The sequence below is a fragment of the Algoriphagus aquaeductus genome (assembly GCF_003253485.1).
Taxonomy (GTDB): Bacteria; Bacteroidota; Bacteroidia; order Cytophagales; family Cyclobacteriaceae; genus Algoriphagus; species Algoriphagus aquaeductus.
The window spans coordinates 201,557-227,597 of record NZ_QKTX01000001.1 but is presented as its reverse complement, the minus strand read 5'-3'; the positions used below and the strand labels follow the sequence as shown (position 1 = coordinate 227,597).

The 26,041-nt window shown below is 44.1% G+C and carries 25 protein-coding genes; 8 read left to right on the top strand and 17 right to left on the bottom strand.

Translation table 11 applies throughout. The features are described from left to right. The first annotated feature begins 302 nt into the window (after positions 1-302). Positions 303-695, top strand: coding sequence for a response regulator (locus CLV31_RS01045; RefSeq protein ID WP_111391015.1), 393 nt, complete (start codon positions 303-305; stop codon positions 693-695). A gap of 6 nt (positions 696-701) precedes the next feature. Here the strand turns inward: CLV31_RS01045 and CLV31_RS01040 are convergent, their stop codons facing one another. After that, positions 702-1,307, bottom strand: a complete 606-nt coding sequence (locus CLV31_RS01040) for an alpha-ketoglutarate-dependent dioxygenase AlkB family protein (protein WP_111391014.1) — start codon at positions 1,305-1,307, stop codon at positions 702-704. Positions 1,308-1,412: 105 nt separating this feature from the next. Between CLV31_RS01040 and CLV31_RS01035 the strand changes: the two genes are divergently transcribed. Then, positions 1,413-1,817: a hypothetical protein gene (locus CLV31_RS01035; RefSeq protein ID WP_111391013.1), complete on the top strand. Its 405-nt coding sequence runs from the start codon at positions 1,413-1,415 to the stop codon at positions 1,815-1,817. Here the strand turns inward: CLV31_RS01035 and CLV31_RS01030 are convergent, their stop codons facing one another. Continuing rightward, positions 1,818-2,165 (bottom strand): Dabb family protein, encoded by a 348-nt coding sequence (locus tag CLV31_RS01030; RefSeq protein WP_245943302.1) that lies wholly within the window; start codon positions 2,163-2,165, stop codon positions 1,818-1,820. A 227-nt stretch (positions 2,166-2,392) separates the two neighbouring features. Between CLV31_RS01030 and CLV31_RS01025 the strand changes: the two genes are divergently transcribed. Next, the gene (locus CLV31_RS01025; RefSeq protein ID WP_111391012.1) at positions 2,393-3,388 is read left to right on the top strand and encodes a 2-hydroxyacid dehydrogenase; all 996 of its coding nucleotides are present in this window, start codon (positions 2,393-2,395) and stop codon (positions 3,386-3,388) included. A gap of 58 nt (positions 3,389-3,446) precedes the next feature. On the opposite strand, the gene CLV31_RS01020 is transcribed toward CLV31_RS01025, so the two are convergent. The 12 genes from CLV31_RS01020 to trxA all read right to left on the bottom strand — a co-directional run bounded on the left by CLV31_RS01020 (position 3,447) and on the right by trxA (position 14,245). Next, positions 3,447-3,641 (bottom strand): cold-shock protein, encoded by a 195-nt coding sequence (locus CLV31_RS01020; protein ID WP_077348399.1) that lies wholly within the window; start codon positions 3,639-3,641, stop codon positions 3,447-3,449. Positions 3,642-3,654: 13 nt separating this feature from the next. Then, positions 3,655-3,894: a cold-shock protein gene (locus CLV31_RS01015; RefSeq protein WP_111391011.1), complete on the bottom strand. Its 240-nt coding sequence runs from the start codon at positions 3,892-3,894 to the stop codon at positions 3,655-3,657. A 9-nt stretch (positions 3,895-3,903) separates the two neighbouring features. Beyond that, the gene (locus CLV31_RS01010; RefSeq protein ID WP_111391257.1) at positions 3,904-5,097 is read right to left on the bottom strand and encodes a DEAD/DEAH box helicase; all 1,194 of its coding nucleotides are present in this window, start codon (positions 5,095-5,097) and stop codon (positions 3,904-3,906) included. After that, the gene (locus CLV31_RS01005) at positions 5,087-6,094 is read right to left on the bottom strand and encodes a fatty acid desaturase family protein (RefSeq protein ID WP_181452541.1); all 1,008 of its coding nucleotides are present in this window, start codon (positions 6,092-6,094) and stop codon (positions 5,087-5,089) included. The genes CLV31_RS01010 and CLV31_RS01005 overlap by 11 nt, the downstream gene beginning before the upstream one ends. A gap of 420 nt (positions 6,095-6,514) precedes the next feature. Further along, a complete protein-coding gene (locus CLV31_RS00995; RefSeq protein ID WP_111391008.1) occupies positions 6,515-7,870 on the bottom strand; it encodes a hypothetical protein in 1,356 nt (451 codons plus the stop codon). Further along, positions 7,870-8,931: a c-type cytochrome gene (locus CLV31_RS00990; protein ID WP_111391007.1), complete on the bottom strand. Its 1,062-nt coding sequence runs from the start codon at positions 8,929-8,931 to the stop codon at positions 7,870-7,872. The genes CLV31_RS00995 and CLV31_RS00990 overlap by 1 nt, the downstream gene beginning before the upstream one ends. 91 nt (positions 8,932-9,022) lie before the next feature. Then, entirely contained in the window at positions 9,023-9,739 is a 717-nt protein-coding gene (locus CLV31_RS00985) for an acyl-[acyl-carrier-protein] thioesterase (protein WP_111391006.1), read from the bottom strand. After that, positions 9,736-10,902 carry an MFS transporter gene (locus CLV31_RS00980; protein WP_111391005.1) on the bottom strand — a complete coding sequence of 389 codons (1,167 nt, stop codon included), beginning with the start codon at positions 10,900-10,902 and terminating at the stop codon, positions 9,736-9,738. Before CLV31_RS00980 ends, CLV31_RS00985 begins: the two co-directional genes overlap by 4 nt. 248 nt (positions 10,903-11,150) lie before the next feature. After that, a complete protein-coding gene (locus CLV31_RS00975; protein ID WP_111391256.1) occupies positions 11,151-11,612 on the bottom strand; it encodes a DUF6691 family protein in 462 nt (153 codons plus the stop codon). A 46-nt stretch (positions 11,613-11,658) separates the two neighbouring features. Further along, complete coding sequence (locus CLV31_RS00970; RefSeq protein ID WP_111391004.1) at positions 11,659-12,240, bottom strand: YeeE/YedE family protein; 582 nt, start codon at positions 12,238-12,240, stop codon at positions 11,659-11,661. 173 nt (positions 12,241-12,413) lie between these two features. Further along, a complete protein-coding gene (locus CLV31_RS00965; protein ID WP_111391003.1) occupies positions 12,414-13,835 on the bottom strand; it encodes an MBL fold metallo-hydrolase in 1,422 nt (473 codons plus the stop codon). 89 nt (positions 13,836-13,924) lie between these two features. Continuing rightward, positions 13,925-14,245: a thioredoxin gene (gene trxA / locus CLV31_RS00960; protein WP_111391002.1), complete on the bottom strand. Its 321-nt coding sequence runs from the start codon at positions 14,243-14,245 to the stop codon at positions 13,925-13,927. Between the two features lie 171 nt (positions 14,246-14,416). On the opposite strand from trxA, the gene CLV31_RS00955 reads away from it, so the two are divergent. Then, positions 14,417-17,401, top strand: a complete 2,985-nt coding sequence (locus CLV31_RS00955) for a glycosyltransferase family 117 protein (RefSeq protein ID WP_111391001.1) — start codon at positions 14,417-14,419, stop codon at positions 17,399-17,401. Between the two features lie 60 nt (positions 17,402-17,461). Here the strand turns inward: CLV31_RS00955 and CLV31_RS00950 are convergent, their stop codons facing one another. Continuing rightward, on the bottom strand, positions 17,462-18,238 hold the full coding sequence (locus CLV31_RS00950) for a class I SAM-dependent methyltransferase (protein ID WP_111391000.1): 777 nt from the start codon (positions 18,236-18,238) through the stop codon (positions 17,462-17,464). Between the two features lie 60 nt (positions 18,239-18,298). On the opposite strand from CLV31_RS00950, the gene CLV31_RS00945 reads away from it, so the two are divergent. Next, on the top strand, positions 18,299-19,534 hold the full coding sequence (locus tag CLV31_RS00945; protein WP_111390999.1) for a GWxTD domain-containing protein: 1,236 nt from the start codon (positions 18,299-18,301) through the stop codon (positions 19,532-19,534). Further along, complete coding sequence (gene rlmB, locus CLV31_RS00940; protein WP_111390998.1) at positions 19,507-20,283, top strand: 23S rRNA (guanosine(2251)-2'-O)-methyltransferase RlmB; 777 nt, start codon at positions 19,507-19,509, stop codon at positions 20,281-20,283. Before CLV31_RS00945 ends, rlmB begins: the two co-directional genes overlap by 28 nt. Before the next feature lie 123 nt (positions 20,284-20,406). Here the strand turns inward: rlmB and CLV31_RS00935 are convergent, their stop codons facing one another. Further along, positions 20,407-21,483, bottom strand: coding sequence for a mannose-1-phosphate guanylyltransferase (locus CLV31_RS00935; RefSeq protein ID WP_111390997.1), 1,077 nt, complete (start codon positions 21,481-21,483; stop codon positions 20,407-20,409). Positions 21,484-21,489: 6 nt separating this feature from the next. After that, on the bottom strand, positions 21,490-22,458 hold the full coding sequence (locus CLV31_RS00930; protein ID WP_111390996.1) for a KpsF/GutQ family sugar-phosphate isomerase: 969 nt from the start codon (positions 22,456-22,458) through the stop codon (positions 21,490-21,492). A 97-nt stretch (positions 22,459-22,555) separates the two neighbouring features. On the opposite strand from CLV31_RS00930, the gene recQ reads away from it, so the two are divergent. Beyond that, positions 22,556-24,733, top strand: coding sequence for a DNA helicase RecQ (gene recQ, locus CLV31_RS00925; protein WP_111390995.1), 2,178 nt, complete (start codon positions 22,556-22,558; stop codon positions 24,731-24,733). A gap of 15 nt (positions 24,734-24,748) precedes the next feature. After that, positions 24,749-26,038 (top strand): phosphoribosylamine--glycine ligase, encoded by a 1,290-nt coding sequence (gene purD / locus CLV31_RS00920; RefSeq protein WP_111390994.1) that lies wholly within the window; start codon positions 24,749-24,751, stop codon positions 26,036-26,038. Positions 26,039-26,041 lie beyond the last annotated feature (3 nt).

The window sequence follows — 26,041 nt, the reverse complement described above, 5'->3', positions numbered from 1 at the left end:
TGGCTGAATGTCTACAAAAACATAATGAGTTTTTTCCTGTCAGGTTTTGAAAACTTGACAGGTTTTTTTTTGCTTCCATTGTAGTGGATAAACGCCTTTCTTCACTTAAATTTTATTTTGAAAAAGTCAGACCTGTAAAATAAATTCCTTTCCGGATTAAAGACAGATGGTTTGTGTATCAATTTAAGTCCCTAACAAAATGTTGTGGTTTTAATGATGGACGGAATAATGGATTCTCAAATTTTAAAATAGATTTGTAACAGAAGAAAAGAAAAATCCAGCTATCAATCTTTACCTGTTTTATGAATTTTGATTTGATTATCGTAGATGACGATCCAGAATACATTTTTTTTCATAAGCTACTAGCAAAAAAATCCGGAATTTCAGAGACCCCTTTGACTTTTGCCGGTGGGCAAGAAATCATCAATTACCTGTCCGAGCTAAAAGACAAGGAAATTTCAAATCTTTTGATTTTTCTGGACATCTATATGACTGACATTGACGGTTGGGGAGTATTGGATTATCTGCAAACGCTCAATCGCCCGGAGAAAATCAAAGTCATCCTGATCACCTCCTCCGTAAGTATGGATGATAAGAAAAAAGCCATCAAGTACCCTTCTGTCATCGAATACATCGAAAAACCTCTCATGATGAACTACCTGATCAATCTAAAGGATCAGCCAATTTTTATTTAGAGCCGGTTAAATCAACTTTCTGAATGTCAGATTGATTCGGGGAGAATTTACTTTTTTGGTTTTTGGAAGTTGATGCTCCCAAAAGTGCTGACTTTGGCCGGTCATCAGCAACAAACTGCCATGGGTGAGCGGAATTTCAATTTTATGGTTTTTAGTAGCATGATGTCTCATCTGAAAAATCCGCGTCGCCCCAAAGGTTACTGATGCGATACTCGGGTTTTTACCCAAAACAGCCTCATTATCTCTATGCCAGCCCATGCTGTCATTTCCATCCCGATAATAATTGCAAAGCACATGCGTAAACTCTACCCCGATATGTTGCCTTACAAGATCACGGATTTCCAGAAGCTCATCTGTCCAATCCAGAGGCTTCATGGAAATCCCAGAATACCCGTACGGCTTGTCAGCATCACCATATAAAGCCGTAAGTCTTGGCTGCATAACCTGCTTTCCAAACATCCAGATAGGTTCCTGTTGCCATGCCAATTCCTTTACAAGGACCTTTAAAAATCGATCGGATTGAGTTTTGGTAAAAAATCCGGAATACAGGTAGGATTCCCCCTCAAAGGGCAAGAGATTTTGAGAATTTGTTCCAAAAATAGATTGTTGCATAGCATCAGAACATCTGATTAGGCAGGAGGTTTAAAAAAATTGGAAAGGTGATTTTTTTGAATTTTCAACTGCCTATATTTAGTGAAACCTCAATTGTTTCAAATTATGAAAAAGTTTGCATGGATCACGGGATTGATTTTGATAGCCGTCTTGGGAATCTTCTTTTGGTGGAAATTTTACTTTGTTTTTGGAGAAGGCGTCAAGGCGGGAAGTCTCAATTATTTTGTTAAGAAAGGAGTCATTTTCAAGACTTGGGAAGGGAGAATGGTGCAAGAAGGATTTCAAAGTCCCACTTCCGGTGCCTTACAAAGCAATGAATTCCGGTTTAGCGTCACCGATCCTGAAGTAGCGGCCATTTTGGAGCGCAATTCAGGAAAACACCTAGAATTGCGCTACCAAGAATACAATGGCATGCTTCCATGGAGAGGCACAAGCGTTTTTGTCGTCACCGAGGTGATCAACGCCACTTCAACCAGCCAAACCGACGGATCCCTCCCTTACGATAAATAATCAGGGTTTGGTCCAATAATCCAATACTGTCACCTTGGCCAAATGCGGCCCCAATACGGCCCCAAACTCTTTGTGGGCGGGATGTGGCAAGTAGGCATCCCGATCCTTATCCGAATGAAAGGTAAGCGTAAAAGCATGGGTCAGGCCCTGGTTGAGCCCCTCAGGACTGGAGTTGGTTCCCCACTCAAAATCTTTGATTTCTGAAATCTGCGAAGGAAGGGCTTTAAAAGAATCGATGACTTTTTGGATATCTTCCGGGCTGGAAGTTTCCTTAAAGCCAAACAATACAACGTGACGGAGAACCGAGTCTGGCATAGCTACTTCTTTTATTTGTGTTTCGGGAGGCATGGAATCTTCTATCACTGATTGATTTTGGGATGGATTGCAGGCAAATACAAACCAAAAGGACAATACGCCAAGGATAGATTTTTTCATGGTTTTAGATTAAGTTACAGAAGCAATATTAAGCGGATGTGGTCAAATTCCAAATGAAAAATGGAATACCTCCTACAATAATCCCTACTCTCCTTAGACCCTCTCCCCTATTTCGAACCAAACCCCAACCCTACCTTTGTATGAAAATTGCCTTTTTTAGCACCAAAACCTATGACAAGGAAAGCTTTCTAACCTATGGCAGAAAATCTGAACATGAATTCAGTTTTTTTGATGCACAGTTAGATTATAAAACAGTGACTTTGGCAGAGGGTCATGAGGTCATTTGCTCCTTCGTCAATGATCGGATTGATGAGTACATTCTAAAAAAACTCAGTCAAATCGGAATCAAGCTGATTGCACTCCGATGTGCCGGGTACAACCAGGTAGATCTTCAATCTGCCAAGAAATATGGAGTTAGGGTAGTAAGAGTACCTGCTTACAGCCCTGAAGCGGTAGCGGAGCATGCTTTTGCCATTCTACTCACGCTGATGAGAAAGACACATAAAGCCTACAATCGAGTCAGAGAAAATAATTTCTCCTTAGAGGGGCTTACCGGGTCAAATATCCATGGGAAAACCATCGGGGTCATCGGTACCGGTGCTATCGGGAAGGCATTCTGTAGGATTTCGAAAGGCTTTGGATGTTCCATTTTGGCCTATGATCTTCACCAAAGTCAGGAAATGAAGGAACTCGGAGTGCAATACCTCGAATTGAATGAGGTCTTGAAAAAAAGTCAAATCTTATCCCTTCATTGCCCCCTTACACCCGAAACCAGACATTTGATCAATGGACATTCCCTGGGCATAATGCCAAATGGAGTCATCCTGATCAATACCAGCCGTGGGGCATTGGTCGACACCAAAGCTGTCATCAAAGCATTGAAATCTAAAAAAATCGGATTTCTCGGCATTGATGTCTATGAGCAGGAAGAGCATATTTTCTTCAAAAATCTATCTGAGGAGATTTTGGAAGATGAGCAGATCTCCAGACTCATGACGTTCCCCAATGTACTGATTACCGGACATCAGGCATTTTTGACTCATGAGGCCTTGGAGCAGATCGCCACCACTACACTCGAGAATATCAGCTCCTACCAACGTGGGGATGTATTATCAAATGAAATCAAAGCGGACTAAAAAAAATCCCCGGCAAACCAGAGGTTAACCGGGGATTAGTACACCAAGGTGAAATGGATTATCTAACCACTTTCACATTTACGGCATTGATGCCCTTCTTACCTTGTACCAGATCATACTTCACCTTGTCGTTTTCACGGATTTCGTGAACCAGACCGCTGTGATGAACGAATACGTCCTCGCTGTTGTCTGCTGGTGTGATGAATCCAAAGCCTTTGGTAGTGTTAAAGAATTTTACTGTTCCTTCATTCATGATTTCTGAAATTTTAATTTGTTTTTACTCTGTTTTGATTGGATTGATTTGAATTTGTTTTTCTCTCGACTGGAGGTGGCGGAGGAGTATCAGAAATATTACCGAATTCATCCACATAAGCGATCATATTATCAAGGCTACCGTCTTTGGGTTGACCTTTTCGCTCAAGTTTCTTTTCGAGTTTTTCTTTCTGCTTACGCTTCTTTAGCTCAGCCTTTTGTTTTTTGATGAATGTGTTTTGATTTTTTGACATGCAAATGGGTTAGTTAACAAACGTGATGGCATGACCGACCTTGCCGGCTCTGCCTGTCCTTCCGATACGATGGATGTAAGCATCCATGGTCATCGGTAGCTGATAGTTGATCACATGACTCACATCAGCTACATCGATCCCTCTGGCTGCCACGTCAGTGGCCACCAGTACCCGGATTGTCCCATTTTTGAATTCCTCAATCATTCGATTTCTAAAATTCTGAGACTTATCTCCATGAATCTGCCCGGCAGGAATTCCGGACTGAATCAGTTTTTTGGCCAGTCTATCGGCCAATCTTTTGGTTTCTGTGAATAGGATTACTTTTTCCAATTCTGAACTCCCAAACAGATCTGCCAAAACATCAAACTTATCCTGTCCCTCGGGCACTCGAATGGTTTGTTGTTCGATATTTTCATTGGTTCCGGACCCACTATTCACTTTCACTTCGACAGGATTGCTGAGCAAGCCGTCGATGAGTTTCTTTTGGGCGGGTTCAAGCGTGGCCGAAAAAAGCAACGTCTGATCACGTTTTCCGATCCTATTGACCAGCTTGTTGACATCAAGCACAAAGCCCATGTCCAACATCCTGTCAAACTCGTCCAAAACCAAGGTATTTACCTTTCTCAAATCCAATACTTTACGATCGCTGAGATCAAGTAATCTTCCGGGAGTACCGACAATGACTTGAAGCTTTCGTTCCAGTTTGGCATGATCCGAGTTGATATTTGTCCCTCCGATAAAGGTGGCCGAATACAACTGCATCCCCTGAGTCAAGCTCTTGAATTCTTCTTCAATCTGTAGAGCAAGTTCTCTCGTAGGAGTCACCACCAATGCAGTGAAATTCCTGGGGTCTTTCAGCGCATGCTCAATGATGGGAATCAAAAACGCAGCTGTTTTTCCAGATCCAGTCTTTGAAATGGCCATCATATCTTTTCCCTCAAGAAGAGGCAAAATCGATTGCTCCTGTATATTGGTCAGGGTCAAATACCCTTTGGCCTGAATATTTTGAAGCAACCTGGCGCTTAGCCCAAGATTTTCAAAGGATTTTTCAGTTCGAAAACCTTCTTGTCCACTTGGCTGGGCTTTCTTTACAAAAAGCCGAGGATCCAACGTAGACTCTTTTTTCTTTTTGACCTGTCTTCTGTCCGGGTTTCCTCCACGGATAGATGGAGCAGGTTTTGTATGTTTTTTATTAATGTTCATGGTTGTTTGCATAAGCTTTTACGGGCTCCATTTCTGCATTTCCCAAAAGGTATAGCATATGAAAATGAGCCTTTAAAGCATCAAAAAATGTCTTTTTTGAATAATAAGGAATATTGTATTCGGCCGCGGTGGCCTTGACAATCGGGGCTATCTTTCGATAGTGCACATGGCAGATATCCGGAAACAAATGATGCTCCACTTGGTAATTGAGTCCTCCTATCATCCAAGAGAAGATTTTACTCTTTTCGGAATAATTTGAGGTAGTGGCCAGTTGATGAAGCATCCGCTCCCCTTCCACCATACCGTGCTCATCAGGTTCAGGAAATGCCATTTCAGGCATGACATGGGCTGTTTGGAAAACCAGCGAAATACTGAGCCCGGTCACGAAATGTAAGGCGAGGTAGGCCAACAGAATCTCTCCCACTCCAAAAGGAGAAAAGGCGATTGGAAGTCCAAGAGTAAAGGCGTAGTAAACGATTTTCCACGCAAGAATCTTAAATATGGTATTTCGGTATACGTTTTTACCTTTTAACAAACCCATTTTGTAATAGCGGTTGAGTCTGATAAAATCCTTAGTCGTCACCCAAGAAACGGTAGAAAGGCCGTAAAAAAACCAGGTATACCAATGTTGATAGGGATGCAAGGCATTTTTTTCCATGTTGGGTGAGAACCGTAGAAAAAACGGAGCATTGATATCATCATCCCCTTCATGGATATTGGTATAGGAATGATGAAGAACATTGTGCTGTATCCTCCAGACCGTAGCATTCGCGCCAACCATGTTGAGGGTATATCCAAGAAGCTTGTTGATTTTGGAATTCTGTGAATATGTCCCATGGATGGCATCATGCATTACTCCCATGCCTATTCCTGCCATTCCAAAACCACTTAAAATAAAACAGGCGAACAATTGCCAAGTCTGATTTGCAACTCCTGTAATTATTAAAATTACCGGCACAAAATAGACCAACATCATGACTACTGTCTTGAAGATCATTTCATTGTTGGCAAATTTGGATTGCTGAGTGGACTTGAAGTAGTCGTTGACTCGACTTCTGAGCGTGAGGGAGAATTCAGACAGTGCTGATTCTGAGAAACGAATGGTCTTAATAACTTGGGAATTTTATTGGAAAATAGGAAATCTGGGTTCTCGTAAGGATTGTAAACTGCAGGTTTCAATTCGAAAAGACCGAAATCTTAGTGGAATCAAAAAAGTAGAAGAAGAAGAAGTAAAACCTGTGTTTGGAGAACTCTTGATTTGCTACTTGTGGCAGGTGAATCGCCGATGCTAAACTTGGTGACAAGTATCGAAAACATTTCTTCGACAAGTCAAAGGTGAGAAGAGGAATCGGTAATTCCTAATTTTTTCAGAAAATGCCTTGGTTTCACCATTTTTTACCTTTGGTCATTTTGTATTTTATTTATTCCACCTCCAATTGACGATCCCATTCAAATGAAGCAGCTCCACTTTGTTGTAGGTCTGATTGGGAGTCAATTTTTCGGAAGAAAGAGGTTCTTTGCTGACCAATAGCAGATGAACATCCAGATTTTTTATTTTTTCAGGTTGATAGATCAATCCCACATTGAGCTGTCGATAGCTGGGGAAATTGTACTTATTAGCCGAAGCATCAGCTACTTCCGAAAGCCGGTGAATTCCTCCATGGGCATAGAGCTGCAAAGGTATTTTCTCCAGTCGATACGCTACATATCCAACCAAAGCATTCAAAGATTCATATCCCTCATTTCGTTCCCTGGGCATAAAAGTATACCAAGCATCTTTTCCCCATTCCCGAGGGCTGAGCCAACGCCCTCTTCCTCCCACATGAGTATAATTGAGATGAGTAATCCACCGCCCATTTCTCCAGCCTATTCTACCGGATAGTGCATAATTCAAATCTCCTTGCGCTTTGTAAGCAAGGCTAAGATCAGAATTCCCACCCTTACCCACCGTATGCTGTATCCCAGATTGGACACCTAGGTTCAGCGTACCTTGATTTAATTTTTTGCTTTTCTCGAAAGCCCCCCAAGTGGTAGAAAAAAGGTTTTGCGTCAACGTGTGGGAAAAATGGAGCTTACTACCCTTACTAAATTCCCGATCTACCTCGACAATACTCAGCCACTTGCTATCTGTATTCCCAAAATAGTTACCGGGATTTCCTGAGACGTTTCTGCCTTGGGGATACAGCCCCACCGTCTCCCCCACTCTCAGCCATTCGCTGCTTCCTCTGACACTCATTCTTCCGATTGCCCAAAAGCCGATTTTCCAATTATTAACAGGTGAAAACCAAGCATGAACACCCTCCACCGCGGTAGGAGAAAGCCTTCCATCCTGTGCATTGACCCAGTCTGTATTGATTCCCGTCCGACCAGCCTTTATCCCATACCGATCTTTTGAATAACTTAAAGAAAACGTCTCCCACTTACCAAAAAACCGATCTCGAGGATCCAACACGTCAAAAAGTCCAATCTCATAACGATTAGCCTGACCCGTACCCGGGTCAGGAGACCAAATATCCGAACTCCTCAAATTGGCAAAAGACCGATAGCCCAGGTGGAAACTCCAGTAGTTGGCGTAGTTGATTTTTGCTCCGAGGTTTAAGCTCATTCCCAAGGCATAATCAGACTTGAACTCGGCATCTGAATAGGAAGTATTCATCCAAAAAGTCCTGAAATGAACCTCTGGAAGTATGTCAATTTTCTTCTCTTCCGTTTGGGCTTTCAGTAGAAAGTGAAACCCCAAAGCGAAAATTGAAAGCAAAATAAATCGAAGCATTACTTGGTTTGGGCTTTGGCCGCTTGGATGGGCTTGAAAGGTCCGAATTTGTGTTGCTCTTCGGTAAACTCATCCGAAAATGGCCCGAACGGATGATCCATTGGCTTTTTTGAGATATCCGGCCAGTCTTTGGAAAGGTCTTTGGCAGGTCTTTCCATGCTGTTCACATAAGCTGCCAGATCCCAAGCTTCCTCATCACTCAGCATCGGATTTTCAAAGGAAGCCCCCAGCGGCATATTCGCTTTTACATAGCCGGCAAATCTGGAAAGGCGATAAAGTCCCGCCCCATGATTATAACTGTTTTCTCCCCAAAGCGGGGGATATAGATAACCCGTTCCATCCGGTTTGGGCATTCCCTTACCGTCTGCTTGGTGGCAGGAAGCACATTGATTGTCATAGACTAATTTGCCTTTGATCGGATCGGCAGCACGGTCAAGCAGCGGCACTTCGTAGAGACCAGAGCCTTTTGGTACTTCCCCTTTTGGGACATCTTTTCCCACCCATTTGATGTAAGCGACCATCGCTCGCATTTCTTTGGAATTGTTTTCCAAAGCCTCCCCATTAAGACTTCTTTCAAAACAGTCATTGATCCGCTTTTCAATTGTCTCTTCAGTACCGGATCTAGCCCTGAATTTTGGATAAGTGGCAGCCACTGCTCCGTAATTATTTCCCAAAGGGGCTGTTCCGGCATGCAAATGGCAGTTTTGACAGTTCATCCCATTTGAAATGGCCTTGACTTTTCCTTTTGGCCCGAGAAACTCCGACGTATTGGCCACCAGCTCGCGACCATATTTGATTTCATCCGAATTGGGTTCGCCATCTACTGTCGCCCAATCAGGTGCTTTCCACAGACTGGCTGCCTCGGCTAAAGCTTTGACTACGGGAATTTCGACGATGGACTCTGGGACAGGCTGATCCTTTTCAGTGAGACTGGGGAGCTGTACCCCCGAATAAGAAAGAAAAAGGACGAACCCCACCACGCCCACCAAGGCGACTGCCAGGCCCAAAAGGGCCACTAAGAGCGTAATAAGTTTGACAAAGGGCTGGATCATCTGATTCATTGTCTTGCGGTAATATACAAAGTTGGCTCAAGGATCACCTGCAAGGCTGTGACTATCGTCACCTAGATCAAAAAAATTAAGCTAGAAAAGCTTACAACACTCGCGCTACAAAAACCGCCTTTTCGCCAACCTTTCCTTCCACAAATTTTTCTAAACCACTTTCAAAAAGGGAAAGAATCACCCGATCCCCTAAATGACATTCTGAAAGGTAATTAATGGAAATTTGATTGGGTAAAAAGCTCACCTCAGCCAGAAAATTCTCAACCCAACGGATGTAGCTGGTATTGTTCACATGGTGATAAAGATCCAGATCTGACTGTCTGACTTGGATTTCATCCTTGGTCGAAAATTCACCCTTAGCCATCAATTTTTCGGGTTGCCAGGCAGGGGCTTTGGCAGGATCAAATAGGGCCGCAGGCAAAACCGATTCGGGTTTCTGAATTCGCTTGGTCTCGGTATGAAGTAAAAGCCATGAAGACATGGCACGAGCCACCACGTGCTGATTTTGATCCCAAACCATAAATTCACGAAAGGCGAACAGCTTTTCTGCCCCCCTTCCTCCGGTAAAAAGCTGTAAGTGATCTCCCCATTTAGGAAATTTCTCCACTTTGATTTCCAGTCGGGACAGCACCCACATTTGATTCGACTCTAACAGATTTCTGCCAAAATCTGCTGAATCGGCATGCCTCCACGCAATTTCCTGCAGCAAATCTGCCAAGCAGGCCAATCTGATTTTCCCATTGGGATGAACCTGGAAAGAGCCCACCTCGAAGTCTTTGGTGAATTGAAAATTTTCTGGATGGCTCACGGAGTGGAGATGGTTTCTTGGGTGAAAAACACTTGTTTTCTGATACTACTCAGCAATAAAATCCCGAGTCCATTGATCGAAATCAGGGCCAAGGAAATCTGGAGATCAAATAAGTCCGCAATGAACCCGATCAATGGAGGTCCCAACAAAAATCCGAAGAAAGAAATGGTGGACACCAAGGCCAATGCCACACTGGGAGAATACAACTTGGATCTACCGGCAATCCCATAGGCAACTGGTACAATGGAAGCCACGCCCAACCCTACCAACAAAAATCCAATGGCAGCTGTAATCAAAGTGGGAACCAAAACTGATAACACCAAGCCTGCAAAAATCGATATTCCACTTGCCTGAAGGACCGGAATCCTTCCAAATCGATTGGTCGCTTTGTCAGTGATAAATCGGCCCGATGCCATTGCTCCCATAAAACAGACATAACCCAAGGCCACGTATTCCGGCTCTGCCATGACGATTTTTTTGAAATACACTCCACTCCAGTCAAACATGCAACCCTCAGTCATCATACCCAAAAAGGATATCAGCCCCACCCGAAGGAGCAAATCGTCAGGTTTTTTCAGCACCAATCCTCCACTTTCCCCTGCGTCTCGCCTATCATTGAGAACAAATTTTTGCGAAAACAGGATGATTACAAACGAAATTCCCATGACCACGGCATAGTGGGCTGCAGGAGAAAACTTTAAAAAAATCATTCCAGCACCAATTCCGGCCCCTGTAAATCCGGCCATGCTCCATAAACCATGAAATGAAGCCAAAATACTTTTCCCCATCTGATCCTCCAGTCCCAGGGCTTGGGTATTGAGGGAGATGTTCATGATATTGCCCAAAAGGCCAAAGACCACCAGCACGGGCACAATCATCCAAGTCGTAGTGGCCAAGCCTATCAAGGGTAGCGTCATGGCATAAGCAAAACTGCCCAGCAAAATCACAATGCGGCTGCCATATTGATGCACGGACCAGCCGGCAATGGGAAGACCCAACATGGATCCAATAGGAAGGCATAGAAGAATCGTACCCAATTGGCCTTCGGAAAGTTGAAATTTGGCCTGAATGTCCGGAATACGTGCCGCCCAACTGGCAAAACAGAGCCCCATGAAAAAAAACATGGCTCCAAGGGCAGTCCTTCTTTTGGAAAGGTAATTCATGAGAAACGGTTGGTTTGAGATGGGGCAAAGGTAAAAATAAAGCAGGCGATTTGGTGAAAGAATCCCGAATCAGAAAAACTATTCCGCCATTAGGCTAGTTTTGAGTCAAAACTCTATCCATGGAATTTGTCATTGTCGGCGGTATCCTCATTACCATTATTTTTCTCATCCGATTTATCATCAAAAAGGTATTTAATTAAAAAAGGCCACTTTTTGCAAAGCAGCCTTTCCCCATTTTTTATCCGCACTTAATTTGGAAGCTTATCCGCGAATTTGCCATACACCCAAGTGCCGGCCAAAGCTGAAATCAGCGTCACCAAAACCACCGTGTAACCACTACCAATCTGGGCAAACAACGGCCCCGGACAAGCACCGGTGATCGCCCAGCCCAAACCGAAGATAAACCCTCCGATAATCTGACCCTTTTTGAAGACCTTATCCGGAATCAGGATTTTTTCTCCGTGAATGGTCTTGATGTTCAGTCGCTTGATCAGTTGCACAGAGATCATTCCCGTGACCACTGCCGAACCAATGACTCCATACATATGAAAGGACTGGAGCCGAAACATTTCTTGGATGCGAAACCAGGAGATGATTTCTGCTTTGACGAAGACTATCCCGAAAATGACCCCAATGATCAGGTATTTCAGGAGTTCAAGCCCTCTATCATGGTCTTCTCTCAGGTTGGGTGCAGCACCGTGTTCGTCCATCGCCTGATTTTTCTTTTCTATTACGTTTGACATGTCTTTCAATTTTTTAGAATCCAACCCATTTCATCAATGGCCCCATGAGTACATGGGTCATCAAGAAGCCTCCAATCATAAAGAAAATAGTGGCGACCAAAGAGGGCCACTGAAGGGAACTGATTCCCATGATGGCATGCCCTGAAGTACATCCTCCGGCATAGCGGGTACCAAATCCCACCAAAAATCCTCCGATCACAAAAAACAAAAGGCCTTTGGCAGAGAATACTGTTTCCCAGGAGAAAATGTCAGAAGGCATCAAATCTGTGAAATCCGTAATACCCAAAGCTGCCAAATCTGCTTGTGTAGCTTCCGAAATGACAATGGTATCGGGATTTGCCAGGAAATTCATCGCTATAAATCCGCCAATCGCAGTTCCCAAAACAAAGAGTAAGTTCCAGATTTCTTTTTTCCAGTTGTAGGTAAAAAAAGGTATCCCTGCGGGGATACAGGCCGCGCAGATGTGCCGAAGCGAGGACGAAATCCCGAAGGTTTTATTGCCTAAAATCAGCAATGCCGGGACCGTCAGCCCAATAATTGGCCCGGCCACATACCAGGGCCAAGGCTGGGTAATCCATTCCATAAATTGATTCATAAGTTTTTACTTGTTATGTGTTTGATTTTAGGGGTGATCATTCCAGACTCATACTCCGGAAGAATACAAAAGTCTGAGATACAAACACCAAATTAGGTGACTTGGATCACCAAAAGTCAAAAAAAATGCGGAAGCCAAAATCGGTTTCCGCATTTTCTCATTTCAGAAGAGAATTATAGAAGCGTGGTAGGGCAAACATAGTCCGTAATCGGAAATTTGCCCGATTCTTTAATGGCTTTGAAGCCCCCTGCTATATCGATCAATTTATCATATCCTCTGGCTTTCAGAATCGAAGCGAAAACCATGGATCGATAACCTCCTGCGCAGTGGACGTAATAGGTCTTGTTTTTGTCCACTTTCAACATGCTGTCATTAATGTAGTCCAAGGGGGTATTTTCGGCATCCAGCACATGCTCGGAAAGGAATTCGGAGTTTTTCCTTACATCCAGAATGGAAATCTGAGGACTATTTTCTCTGATACTTGCGAGTTCCTCAGCGGTAATGGAAGGAATGCTATCTACCTCAAAGCCGGCTTCTTTCCAGGATTTGAATCCCCCTGCCAAGAATCCGATGGAATAGTCATAGCCCACTCTTGCCAATCGGGTGATTACTTCCTCTTCTCTTCCTTCTTCGGCTACTACCAGGATTTCCTGCTTTAGGTCTGGAATCATGGCTCCTACCCAGACCGCAAAGCTTCCATCAATTCCGATATTGATAGAGTTGGGGATAAATCCTTTGGCAAACACCTGTGCCTCCCGAGTATCCAATATCAAAGCGCCGGTTTCATTTGCCGCTGCTTCAAATTCTGCCGGACTCAAAGGCCTCACTCCTCTTTCCAATACTTCATCGATGCTGTCATACCCTTGGATATTCATCATGACATTTTGAGGGAAATAAGCCGGTGGAGGCGTCAATCCAGACAAAACCTCCCGGATAAACTCTTCTTTAGTCATGGGCTGAAGCGCATAATTGGTCTTTTTTTGATTGCCCAGTGTGTCAGAAGTTTCCTTACTCATGTTCTTCCCACAGGCAGAACCGGCCCCGTGGGCAGGATAAACGATCAAATGGTCCGGCAGAGGCATCAGCTTATTTCTCAAAGAATCGTATAAGTGTCCCGCAAGAATTTCCTGAGTCAAATCCTTGACCACTTTTTGTGCCAAGTCAGGACGTCCTACGTCACCTATAAACAAAGTGTCGCCGGTGAAAATGGCTTCTTCTTTTCCTTCTTCATTGATCAACAGATAGCAGACAGACTCCATGGTATGACCCGGAGTATGGATCACTTTGATCCTGGCTTTACCCAAGGTAAACTCCTGATTGTCTTCTGCGATGACGGCATCAAAACCCATCTTCATACCGGTCGGCCCATAGACGATTTTAGCGCCTGTCTTAGCCGCCAAGTCTTTATGACCGGATACAAAATCAGCATGGAAGTGCGTCTCGAATACATACTTGATTTTTGCATTTCGGCGCTCAGCCTTTTCAATGTAGGGCTGTACTTCTCTCAAAGGATCGATTACAGCAGCTTCACCTTCTGACTCGATGTAATAAGCTCCCTGCGCCAAACATCCGGTATAGATTTGTTCGATTTTCATAGTTTATGTTGGTTGCTCTTTCGGTTTTGAATTTCAACAAAATTAGAATCCTCTCTTAACTGCTAAAATGACTTTTGTCACATGATGGGTCAAGCGCTTGCCATTAGGTTTGATTCCAGCGATTGAATCAACTGATGTGCCGGCACCACCCCGGATTGTCTCCATACCACTTTCCCCTTGTGAAAGAGAATTAACGTAGGAACCCCTCTCACCTGAAATTTACTGGCTGCCAAGGGATTGCGATCTACGTCTACTTTGACAATTTTGACTTTTTCTCCCATGTGACGGGCGGTATCCTCCAAGATGGGCTGCATCATTTTGCAAGGGCCACACCATACTGCGAAGAAATCTACGAGCACCGGTGTATCCCCGTCTATGAGTTCCTGAAATGTTTTTGGTTGTGCACTCATGGCTGAAGTGTTTGAATGATGATGCAATAATACGTTGATGAAATCCCTCCAAACAGTAATTTTTGTCACAGGACAATCTGATTTAAGAAGCCTTCCAAGTTTTAAAAAGTGCTAAATTCCCACGACTTGGAGTAAAATTTTATATTTTCGTCGCGCTAAAATACCGTTTTAATGCTCAATTATAAGCAGATCAACAACCTTACCGGGTGGATAATTTTTGCCGTTTCCACGCTGGTTTACATTCTGACTGTCGAACAAACTGCCAGTTTTTGGGATCCGGGAGAGTTTATTGCCGTTTCTTACAAGCTGCAGGTTCCCCATCCTCCAGGTGCCCCATTTATGCTTTTGGTGTATCGGATGTTCGGCTTTTTGGCCTTTGGTGATCCTCTCCAAGTAGCGTATTGGATGAATATCGGCAGTGCGCTGTTCTCCGGTTTTACTATTCTTTTCCTGTTTTGGTCCATTACCCTTTTTGGAAAAAGAATTTTCTCAATCGAAGAAGGTCAGGAAAGTAAAGGCCAAACCATCGCATTGATGGGTTCCGGAATCGTCGGTTCACTGATTTATGCTTTTTCAGACAGCTTTTGGTTTTCAGCTGTGGAGGCCGAGGTGTATGCTATGTCCTCCTTTTTTACCGCCATCGTGATTTGGGCCTTTTTGAAGTGGGAGGTCATTAAAGATCCAAAAGAAGAAAACCGTTGGATGATTTTTATTGCTTACCTGGTAGGCCTCTCTATTGGAGTTCACTTGCTTAATCTGGTGACTCTACCGGCGTTGGCATTGATCTATTATTTCAAAAAGTATGAAAATCCAAGCTTAAAAGGGGCCATTTATGCCATGTTTCTGGGTGGGGTAGCCCTTGTCATCATCAACAACCTGATTATTCCAGGATTGCCCAGTTTGGCGGGTTCCATGGAGATATTCTTTGTGAATAGCATAGGATTGCCTTTTGGCACCGGCATCGTGGTCTTTATTGTTTTGTTTTTGGGGGCACTGGTCTATGGGATCCGCTATTCTATCCAAAAGGAGAAATCACTACTCAACACGATCCTGTTATCTCTGACTTTTATTTTGATCGGATACGGTTCTTACGCCTTGATCATCGTACGATCCAATCAAGATCCTATCATCAATGAAAATGCCCCCAAAGATATTGTCAGCTATGTATCTTACCTGAAACGGGAGCAGTATGGCTACAGACCACTTCTTCATGGACAATATTTCACGGCCCAGTTGGTGGATCAAACCGAAGGAGCTCCGATCTACATGAAGGGTAAAGAAAAATATGAAATCGTGGATTATGAGCTGAAAAACACCTACGATCCAGCCAAAACCACGATCCTTCCCCGAATATATTCCACTCAAGAAAACCATAAGCGGATTTACCGCTCTAAGCTGGGATTGCGCGAGGGGCAGGACCCGACCTTCGGAGACAACATTTACTTTATGCTCAGTCATCAGCTGGGGCACATGTATTGGAGATATTTTATGTGGAATTTCTCCGGAAGGGAAAGTGATTTCACGGATGCCCCTTGGATGAGCATCAGCGATGCCCTTTCTGACAAGTACCCGGACTACATCAAGGAGAACAAAGGGCACAACAACTATTTTATGTTGCCGTTGATCTTGGGCTTAATTGGTGTTTTTTTCCAAGCCAAAAAAGACCCCAAGTATTTCTACGTGAACCTCATGCTTTTCCTGATGATGGGAGTGGTATTGGTCCTGTACCTCAACTCTCCTCCCGTAGAACCAAGGGAGCGGGATTATATTTATGTGGGTAGCTTTTATGCCTTTGCGATTTGGGCAGGGCTAGGTACACTGGCTATCGCCCACGGATTGGGAAAAGCCACTAAAAACCTGGGTACCGGCGGGATCATCGCCACTTTGCTCACACTCCCAGTAGCAGGGCTGATGGGATCCCAAAATTGGGATGACCACAATCGTAAAGGACGCTATTTCTCCGTTGACTCGGCACGTAACTTCCTGGCTTCCTGCGCCCCAAATGCCATTCTTTTCACAGGAGGAGACAATGACACCTTCCCGCTTTGGTATGTACAGGAGGTAGAAAACTTCCGAACGGACGTTCGGGTGATCGTATTGAGTTATTTTGACACGGACTGGTATGTAGACCAGATGACGCGCCAAGCAGACCAATCTGACCCGCTTCCATTCTCTCTGACAAAGGAACGCTATCAAAAAGGCACCAACGATGTGCTGTATATTATGGAAAGAGAAGGTATGAATGCCATCTCGGCCAGAGAATACCTGAAGTTGATTAATTCGGGTTCTGATCTCCTGAAAATGAAAACCGGAGGTAAGAGCGTGGTCAATATGGTGCCATCCCGCAACTTGATTCTGGAAGTGGATAGCAGTTTCATCCAAAACGATGAAATCGTCCCTCCACAGTTTAAGGACTTATTTGTACCTCAGATCAACCTTCAGGTCAAAGGAAACTATGTAACCAAAGGCAACCTGATGTTGATTGACCTCATTGTAAGTAATAATTGGGACAGACCGATCTATTTCAACAATACTTCATTGTCTTCCATAGGACTCAACATCAGTGAGCACGTGGTCATGGAGGGCATGACCTATCGTCTGCTTCCGATCCGCAAGCCGGAATACCTGAGAGAGGAATTGGTCAATACCGATTTGGCATTCAAAAACTACATGGAAAACTTTGCTTTCCGTGGAATGAATGACCCCAATGCCTATCTGGATGAGGAATACCGGAGATTCGCCTCCAATCACAGAAGTGCGCTCAACACCATCGTGATGGCTTTGCTGGATGAAGACAAAATGGAACAAGCGGCCCAAATGCTAAATTATGGACTGGAAATCATGCCACATAAGGCCATACCCTACGACCTCAGCAGTGGACAGTCTGTTCCGCTTTTCTTTGAAGTGGGAGAAGATGAAAAAGCCTTGGACATCATTGACAAAATCTCCAAGCGGTCTTTGGATATGATTGAGTTTTACACCAAGGAAAATCGGTCCTACGACCGGGACATGATGATATCCATCGAAATGGTGAAGTATTTCATTCCACTATTGGAAGAAAGAGGCTATCAGGAAGAAGCCCAAAAGCTCAAACTCCGGCTTGAAAGTCTGATTGGAAGTGAAAGTGCCCAACCGGGAATGTTAGAGAGAAGATAAATAAGGAAAGCGAGTCAGATTGGCTCGCTTTTTTTTACTACCACTAGTTGATGGCATATTTTATTTTTTCCATAAAATGTAAAACAGATCCAGTCCCTTGGCAGGATCCTCCACCAACGGATAATCTGCATGGGAAATTTCCACCACTGATTTGCCTTGCTGCTTGTGCAGTTTGTTGCGGTTGAGGCGATTAAGGATTTCATAAGGCATCCTCAACAGCGAGGCCGGGAGCTTGTGCTGCAAATCGAAAATATCAAAGCGCATGATTCTTTGAACTGACTGACGATTGGCTTCGTGGTAAGCCCAGACCTTGTCATTGCCCCCTATTCCCTTGGCCTCAACCCGATCAAATATCTCCCCGGCCAGGTCTATCAGCTGCTGGGGGGTATACTCCCGTTCGTGCCAGGGATTTCGGGAAAGGGTATGGGTAATGTTGGGAGTTGAAATTATGGCCTTCCCTCCGGGTTTCAGCATCCGGTAGATTTCCTGAAGAAAAAGGCGGTCATTTGGAATGTGCTCTATTACCTGGAAACTCACAATGGTATCAAAGGTAGCTGACTGGAAATCCTGAAACGGTGGAATGACCGCCTGTCTGAAGTCCACTCCGGGGAATTTGGCTTGAAGCATCTGGATCACCTCGCCAATCTTATCCAGTCCGATGTAACTTTCTGCCAAGGGTAGCAGCTCCTCCACTCCTCTCCCTTCCCCACAGCCCACCTCAAGTAGCTTACCTGATACCCAGGGCTTTGCTGCAATATAGGCTTTGAGTAAGCGTTGATGGATTGGATTGTCGCTGATCAACTTGTCAGAAGCGATTTCCGTTGTATAGGTAGCCATTCGAAATTTTAGTATTTTGGCAAAAGTAAGGCTAATTTTTAAAACCGAGACGAACACCCAATGAATCAAAAACGCATCCTTCTCCTGTCTTTCCTCAGCCTGTTTCTTTCCTTTTCCCCGAGCTTATTTGCCCAAAAATCCCTTAGCTCTATTGATCAATCCCTAAGGTATTCGCTCTATTCCAGACTTGGCTTGAAAATTCTTCCCGTCAAGCTCTCCCCTACTCGATACAAACTCCAAATGGTAGTCGAGAAAATCGAGGAAAAACCAGTATTTGAAACATTCAGTTTTAGTTATTCCATCCTCTCATCTTACGAGGAAGAAATATCTTCCGACCGGGTCAATTTGCTCACCGCAATGGATTTGATAGCCGATACTGACCGTCACTGGTTGTTTGAAAAAACTGTAGAAATCCCCGAAAGTCAAGCTACAGCCATTGCACTTTTGACCGTATTGGACACCAGGCAACAGGACGAATATGTCTACCATATCGACCTGAAGAGTTCTTTTGTATTTGATCAGCCCGACTTTGGATATTATTACTCCAACGAAATTCCTTTTGATCAAAACTACCTCACCAAGGAGGAAGCTTTGCTTTTCAAAACAGGAACCAAACCTTCGATTTATACTTTCTTTTACCCAACCAAATTCGACGTTCCCTTTCCTCCTATGGAAACCCGTCCAACAGAGATCCCGAAAGAAATTGAAGTAGTCAATCAGGGAGATTTCCTTTCCAATGTTCCCAAAAAATTAGAGGATGAAGGATACTATTTTTTCCAGACAGACACTTCCTCCCAAGCCGGATTGCTGTTGAAAACCGTCCACGAGTCTTTTCCCAAGGTAAAAGACTGGGATGAAATGGTTCAAATGGTCACTTATATTTCCACCCGAAAAGAACACGAAACCCTTCTTCAGGCACCCGATAAAAAAAGAGCATTGGACGAATATTGGATCAACCTCACCCGAAACCCCGAAATTGCCAAAGATCTGATCCGCAATTATTTCCGGATGGTGGAGTTTGCCAATATCCTGTTTACAGATTTCAAAGAGGGATGGAAGACTGACCGGGGTATGGTCTATATCGTCATGGGGCCTCCGCAAGAGGTCAATTTTTATCAGGACCGTGAAGTCTGGTCATATGTAGGCATGGACGATAACTCCAAAATTCGGTTTACCTTTGCCCGGGTTAAAACATTATTGACCCCACATTTCTACACCCTGAACCGATCGAGAGCATATCAGCCTGTCTGGTTCAAAAACATTTCCCAATGGAGAAGCGGAAGGATGGCTTTCTAATCGAAAAAGGAGCCAACGAAAAAGATTTTATTTTTGGTACTAGGGCAGTGATGGAATCCATCCATGCCGGAAAAGAAATTGACAAAGTATTGGTTCAAAAGGAACTGAACAACGACCTGATCAAGGAACTGCTTCAACTTTGCAAATCTGAAAATATTCCGGTGGTTCGGGTTCCGGATGCTAAACTCAACCGGATTACCCGAAAAAATCACCAAGGAGTCATTGCCCAGGTTTCCTCCATCGCCTATGCGTCTTTGGACCACGTGATCGACAACTGTTATGCTGTGGGTAAATCTCCCCTAATTTTGGTATTGGATCACATCACGGATGTCAGGAATTTCGGGGCAATTGCACGGACTGCTGAGTGTGCGGGGGTGGATGCTATTGTGATTCCCGAAAAAGGAAGTGCTCAAATCAATTCGGATGCGGTCAAAACCTCTGCAGGAGCCTTGAATTTTATCCCGGTGGCACGAGTTAAAAACCTTTTTTATACCTGTAGAGATCTTCAAAAAATGGGGCTATCCTTGATTGCGGTCACTGAAAAAACAGACCAAGTCATGTACGAGGCAGATTTTTCAGCACCAGTAGCCATGATCCTGGGATCAGAGGAGGATGGAATTTCTCAGGAAATCATGGGTATCGCAGATGTCAAGGTGAAAATCCCCATGGCCGGAAATATTGAAAGCTTAAACGTATCGGTCTCAGCCGGAGTGGCTATCTATGAGGCGATCAGACAACGGAAAAAATGATCAATTCTCAATGATCAATTCTCAATGATCAATTCTCAATGATCAATTCTCAAAGTTGAAATGAAGGATTTTGAAATTTGAATTCGAGGTGTAGGTGAAACAGCCACTTATTTGGAGAGGGTTTTAGACAAAATCCTCTCCTTTTTTTCTGGCACTAGAGACAAAATCCCGAAACTTTTTCTCTGCATCCAACTTACAAATCAGAAGCACATTATCCGCCTCATTGATCAGGTAATGATCAAGTCCCTGCACCACCACCAATTTGTCTGAGTCGGTTTTGATGAAACAGTTTTCAGTTTCAAAGACCAAGGCATTTGCTTCGATCACATTGTTGTGCTCATCTTTTTCTCTCAACTCGTGAAGGCTATGCCAAGACCCTAAATCTGACCAGCCGAAATCTCCTAAAATAACATAGACTTCATCTGATTTTTCCATGATTCCGTAGTCAATGGAAATGTTTTTCACCTGAGAATAAGCTCGATTGATGAAATCCTGCTCATCAGATTTTCCATAATGAGCCTTTCCTTCTTCGAAAACATCCGCTACATCCGGCATGTATTTGTGAAAAGCTTCAATCAGACTCTCCACATTCCACACAAACATCCCTGAGTTCCAGACAAAATCCCCACTTTCCAGAAAAGTCTTGGCCAATTTTGCATTGGGCTTTTCAGTAAATGTTTTGACTTTCAGGGAAGGGTGATGATTATCGCTTTCCAGGTATTGAATATATCCGTAGCCTGTCTCAGGACGATTGGGCTTGATCCCGATGGTAATTAATCGACCTGGCTTTTTGGCAGCTTCCAAAGCAGATTGGATGGTTTTGATAAAGCGGTTTTCCTGAAGAATCAAATGATCCGCCGGAGTCACCACCAGCATGGCATTTGGATCTACTGTCCTGATTTTAAAAGCTGCGTAGGCAATACAAGTGGCAGTATTTTTTCTCAGCGGCTCGGTCAGGATCTGATTATCCGCCAATTCGGGAAGCTGTTCTTTGACCAAATCAAAATATCCCTGATTTGTCACTACAATAAATTGCTCCGGCTCGGCAATTTCTCGAAACCGGTCATAAGTCATCTGTAAGAGACTTCTTCCGGTACCCAGAATATCCAAAAATTGCTTGGGCTTATTATTTCGGCTGTAAGGCCAGAATCGTGAACCGATTCCTCCTGCCATAATTACAATATAGGGTTTGTCTTGCATGCTGGATTAGACGATACCTTCTTTCATTAGGTCATGAATATGAACAAATCCTGCGATTTTTTCGCCATCCATAGCCACCAACTGGGTGATATTGTGATTTCGCATCAAATTAAGCGCACGAATGGCAAATTCGTCGACAGAAATGGTTTTGGGACTTACGGTCATGATATCCTTGGCCTTCATTTGCTGAATATTCAGCGTTTTTTGAAGCATCCTTCTCAAATCCCCATCAGTTATAATTCCTTTTAGAACTCCGGATGAATCTTCTACTGCCGTAGCACCTAATCTCTTTCCGGAGATTTCTACAATTACCTGAGCCAAGTCAGCATCTTCCAAGACCACTGGAACCTGATTTTTGGAAAGAACATCTCCGACTTTGAGATACAATTGTTTCCCCAGAGATCCTCCCGGATGATATTTGGCAAAATCATCCGAAGTAAATCCACGCCCTTCCAGCAAACAGACCGCCAAGGCATCCCCTAACGCCAAGTGTGCTGTGGTACTGGTAGTGGGCGCCAGATTATGCGGACAAGCTTCTTCCCCAATAGTGGCATTAAGCACAAAATCAGCCTGTTCGGCAAGGTAGGAATTGGTATTGGAGACCATCGCTACCAAGACGGACCCTAATTTTTTGAGTAAAGGAACCAAAACTTTGATCTCCGGTGTATTGCCGGATTTGGAAATACAAATAACGATATCATCCGACTGCACCATGCCCAAGTCTCCGTGGATCGCGTCAGCCGCATGCATAAAGACCGAAGGGGTACCGGTTGAATTTAAAGTAGCCACTATTTTATTGGCAATCAAAGCGCTTTTGCCGACTCCGGTGACCACCACCCGTCCTTTGGAACCAAGGATTTTTTCCACACAGGCTTCAAAATCACCATCTAAAAAATCAATTAGGTTTAGAATGGCTTCGGACTCATTTTGCAGGACCCGAACGGCGGTATTTCTAATATTTTTAGCTAATTTCAATTTTACCTGCGTTAATCACTAATTTTGTACAAAGGTATAAAAGTAATCGTTCAATCCTGTTTACAGGTAGTATTCACCCACTAAGCCCTTTCTTCGCGTGGAAGAAAATGTTAAATCAGATCTCAAAAAAATCTTCGGATTCAGCCAGTTCCGGGGCAATCAGGAACTGATTGTGGACAACCTGCTCAAGCAGCGAAATACTTTTGTCATCATGCCTACCGGGGCAGGGAAATCACTTTGCTACCAACTACCCGCAGTGGTCAAGGAAGGTACGGCAATTGTGATTTCGCCGCTTATAGCCTTGATGAAAAATCAGGTAGATCAGCTCAATGCCATCGGAATCAATGCACATTTTCTCAATTCCACATTGACCAAGTCGGAAGCGACCAAAGTGAAAAATGAGGTTTTGAAAAAGAGGACCAAATTGCTTTACGTTGCGCCTGAGTCTTTGACAAAAGAGGAAAACATTGCCTTTCTGAAGGAAGCCCAATTGAGTTTTGTGGCCATTGATGAGGCGCATTGTATTTCAGAATGGGGCCATGATTTTCGTCCGGAATACCGCAAAATCAAATCTATAGTAGGTCAGATTGCTCCTCATCTGCCGATTATCGCGTTGACAGCTACGGCCACTCCGAAGGTGCAGCAGGACATTCAGCGAAACCTTCAGATGGAAGAAGCTGACCTGTTCAAATCTTCTTTCAACCGGACCAACCTCTTTTACGAAGTACGGCCAAAGGTGAAAAATGAGTCTAAAAAAGCCCTTATCAAGTTTATCAAACAGCACAAGGGTAAATCAGGAATTATCTATTGCCTCAGCAGAAAAAAAGTAGAAGAGATCGCAGAGCTTCTAAAGGTCAATCAAATCAATGCCGCTCCATATCATGCAGGTCTGGATTCTTCGGTCAGAATCAAAACTCAGGATGATTTCCTCAATGAAGAACTGGATGTGATTGTTGCGACCATTGCCTTTGGCATGGGGATCGACAAACCGGATGTTAGGTATGTCATCCACTATGATGTCCCAAAATCTTTGGAAGGATACTACCAAGAAACCGGACGTGCCGGAAGGGATGGATTGGAAGGTCACTGTCTGATGTTTTACCGGTATGAGGACATCATCAAACTGGACAAATTCAACAAGGATAAAGCGGTAACCGAGCGTGAAAATGCCAAAATCCTACTACAGGAGATGTCTGCCTATGCCGAAACCGGAGTTTGCCGAAGGAAGTTTATACTAAATTATTTCGGAGAGACTTTGGAGGAGGACTGTGGATTCTGTGACAACTGTAAAAGAGAAAGAGTGACTTTCGAGGGGATGGACGATGTGACCACGGCACTGGAAGCTGTCAAGCAGACCAATGAGCGATTTACTTTGGAGCATTTGGTACGGGTGATCCGTGGTGAAATGGATGATTATGTAGTCAGCTACAAACACGACTTACTTCCTGTTTTTGGTAAAGGTAAAGAGGCAAGCGATAAGCATTGGACTTCCGTGATCCGTCAGACGATGATTGCTGCCTTGCTGGAAAAGGATATTGAGAACTACGGGCACCTGAAAATCACCAAAAAAGGCCATGAGTTTCTGGATGCTCCTTATTCGGTGGATTTGTATCAGGATCATGATTTTGAAAAACTGACCGAATCCGAAACACAGGAGGTGCAGGTAAATACCGGACCGGCTTATGACGAAAAGCTTTTTGAGTTGCTGAAAGCAGAGCGTAAGCGGGTAGCAAAAACCAAAGGATTGCCTCCATATGTGATTTTCCAAGACCCTTCCCTGGAGGAAATGGCCACCGTCTACCCTACCACCAAGGAAGAACTGGCGCAAATCAACGGTGTGGGCATGGGCAAAGTCGCCAAGTTTGGCGCACCTTTTCTTAAGCTCATTGCAGCTTATGTAGAAGAAAACGAAATCGAGACAGCTGCCGAAGTGGTTGTTAAAACTTCAGGAACCCGATCCAAAGTTAAGATTTCGATCATCCAACAGATTGACCGCAAAACTGACCTGGATGAGATTGCAGACAATCTCAACATTACCATGAATGAGCTTCTTCAAGAAATTGAACAGATCATTTATAGCGGAACCAAACTAAACATCGATTACTACATTCATCACATCATGGATGAGGAGCGGGAAGAAATCCTCCATGACTATTTCATGAATGCAGAAACCGATCATATCAAATCGGCATTGGATGAATTGGACGGTGAGGACTTCGCGGAAGACGAACTGCGAGTGTACCGAATCAAGTTCATTTCAGAGCATGCCAATTAAACTAGAAACGAGTCAATGAACATACTCTTATTGGGAAGCGGAGGCAGAGAGCATGCCTTTGCCTGGAAAATCGTACAAAGTCCAGCGTGCTCCCGTCTTTTTGTGGCCCCGGGTAATGCCGGTACCGCCGAAATTGCTCAAAATGTGAAGCTCGCCGCCACAGACTTTCCCGGTATCCATCAATTCATACTTCGTGAATCCATAGATCTGGTCGTGGTGGGTCCGGAAGAACCTTTGGTAAAAGGTTTGGTTGATTTTCTTCAATCCCAGCCCGATACCGTGAATCTACCCATCGTGGGCCCATCCAAACTAGGGGCGACATTGGAAGGAAGCAAGGACTTCTCCAAGCGGTTTATGCAACGAAACGGGGTCCCCACCGCCGCTTATGAAACCTTTACGGCGGATCAAATCGAGGCCGGATTGGCCTATTTGGAAAAACAGTCCCTCCCGATCGTGCTCAAGGCAGATGGTCTGGCAGCCGGCAAAGGCGTATTGATCTGTGAAAATCTGGAAGAAGCCAAGTCTTCCCTGAAAGAAATGCTTTTGGACGCCAAGTTTGGAGACGCCTCTTCCAAAGTGGTTGTGGAAGAATTTTTAAGCGGCATTGAGTTGTCTGTTTTTGTAGCTACTGATGGAAAAAGTTATAAAATCCTGCCAGAAGCCAAAGATTACAAAAGAATCGGTGAGGGTGATACCGGCCTGAACACCGGAGGAATGGGTGCGGTAAGCCCGGTAATCTTTGCAGACAGCGACTTTATGCAAAAAGTAGAAGATCGAATCGTCAAACCTACTATTGCAGGCTTGGAAAAAGAGCAGATTGATTACAAAGGATTTGTCTTTATCGGCTTGATGAATAACAATGGAAATCCCTTTGTCATCGAATACAATGTAAGAATGGGAGATCCGGAGACGGAAGCCGTTTTACCCAGAATTGAAAGTGATTTTGTAGGCTTGCTGACCGCAATTGCTACGGGTAAGCTAGATCAATATGAGCTCAAAATTTCTCCAAACTACTCTACAACGGTAGTGATGGTCAGCGGTGGGTACCCCGGATCCTATGAAAAGGGCTTTCCGATATCCTTACCAGAAAAGACTGAAGGAAGTGTGATATTCCATGCCGGAACAGCCACAAATCCAGAAGGACATCTGGTCAATCAAGGCGGCAGAGTCTTGGCTATCACAGGAGTAGGCTCAGAACTGCAGGAAGCTTTGGATCATGCTTTTTCTACAGTAAACCAAATCTCTTGGGAAAAAGCCTATTTTAGAAAAGATATCGGACAAGATATCTTAAACTTGACAAAATAAACC

What these genes read in the sequence shown, in the direction of transcription:
- CLV31_RS01045 (WP_111391015.1), top strand. Translation starts at nt 303, where the DNA reads ATGAATTTTGATTTGATTATCGTAGATGACGATCCAGAATACATTTTT.
- CLV31_RS01040 (WP_111391014.1), bottom strand. Translation starts at nt 1,307, where the DNA reads ATGCAACAATCTATTTTTGGAACAAATTCTCAAAATCTCTTGCCCTTT.
- CLV31_RS01035 (WP_111391013.1), top strand. Translation starts at nt 1,413, where the DNA reads ATGAAAAAGTTTGCATGGATCACGGGATTGATTTTGATAGCCGTCTTG.
- CLV31_RS01030 (WP_245943302.1), bottom strand. Translation starts at nt 2,165, where the DNA reads ATGCCTCCCGAAACACAAATAAAAGAAGTAGCTATGCCAGACTCGGTT.
- CLV31_RS01025 (WP_111391012.1), top strand. Translation starts at nt 2,393, where the DNA reads ATGAAAATTGCCTTTTTTAGCACCAAAACCTATGACAAGGAAAGCTTT.
- CLV31_RS01020 (WP_077348399.1), bottom strand. Translation starts at nt 3,641, where the DNA reads ATGAATGAAGGAACAGTAAAATTCTTTAACACTACCAAAGGCTTTGGA.
- CLV31_RS01015 (WP_111391011.1), bottom strand. Translation starts at nt 3,894, where the DNA reads ATGTCAAAAAATCAAAACACATTCATCAAAAAACAAAAGGCTGAGCTA.
- CLV31_RS01010 (WP_111391257.1), bottom strand. Translation starts at nt 5,097, where the DNA reads ATGAACATTAATAAAAAACATACAAAACCTGCTCCATCTATCCGTGGA.
- CLV31_RS01005 (WP_181452541.1), bottom strand. Translation starts at nt 6,094, where the DNA reads ATGATCTTCAAGACAGTAGTCATGATGTTGGTCTATTTTGTGCCGGTA.
- CLV31_RS00995 (WP_111391008.1), bottom strand. Translation starts at nt 7,870, where the DNA reads ATGCTTCGATTTATTTTGCTTTCAATTTTCGCTTTGGGGTTTCACTTT.
- CLV31_RS00990 (WP_111391007.1), bottom strand. Translation starts at nt 8,931, where the DNA reads ATGAATCAGATGATCCAGCCCTTTGTCAAACTTATTACGCTCTTAGTG.
- CLV31_RS00980 (WP_111391005.1), bottom strand. Translation starts at nt 10,902, where the DNA reads ATGAATTACCTTTCCAAAAGAAGGACTGCCCTTGGAGCCATGTTTTTT.
- CLV31_RS00975 (WP_111391256.1), bottom strand. Translation starts at nt 11,612, where the DNA reads ATGGACGAACACGGTGCTGCACCCAACCTGAGAGAAGACCATGATAGA.
- CLV31_RS00970 (WP_111391004.1), bottom strand. Translation starts at nt 12,240, where the DNA reads ATGAATCAATTTATGGAATGGATTACCCAGCCTTGGCCCTGGTATGTG.
- CLV31_RS00965 (WP_111391003.1), bottom strand. Translation starts at nt 13,835, where the DNA reads ATGAAAATCGAACAAATCTATACCGGATGTTTGGCGCAGGGAGCTTAT.
- trxA (WP_111391002.1), bottom strand. Translation starts at nt 14,245, where the DNA reads ATGAGTGCACAACCAAAAACATTTCAGGAACTCATAGACGGGGATACA.
- CLV31_RS00955 (WP_111391001.1), top strand. Translation starts at nt 14,417, where the DNA reads ATGCTCAATTATAAGCAGATCAACAACCTTACCGGGTGGATAATTTTT.
- CLV31_RS00950 (WP_111391000.1), bottom strand. Translation starts at nt 18,238, where the DNA reads ATGGCTACCTATACAACGGAAATCGCTTCTGACAAGTTGATCAGCGAC.
- CLV31_RS00945 (WP_111390999.1), top strand. Translation starts at nt 18,299, where the DNA reads ATGAATCAAAAACGCATCCTTCTCCTGTCTTTCCTCAGCCTGTTTCTT.
- rlmB (WP_111390998.1), top strand. Translation starts at nt 19,507, where the DNA reads ATGGAGAAGCGGAAGGATGGCTTTCTAATCGAAAAAGGAGCCAACGAA.
- CLV31_RS00935 (WP_111390997.1), bottom strand. Translation starts at nt 21,483, where the DNA reads ATGCAAGACAAACCCTATATTGTAATTATGGCAGGAGGAATCGGTTCA.
- purD (WP_111390994.1), top strand. Translation starts at nt 24,749, where the DNA reads ATGAACATACTCTTATTGGGAAGCGGAGGCAGAGAGCATGCCTTTGCC.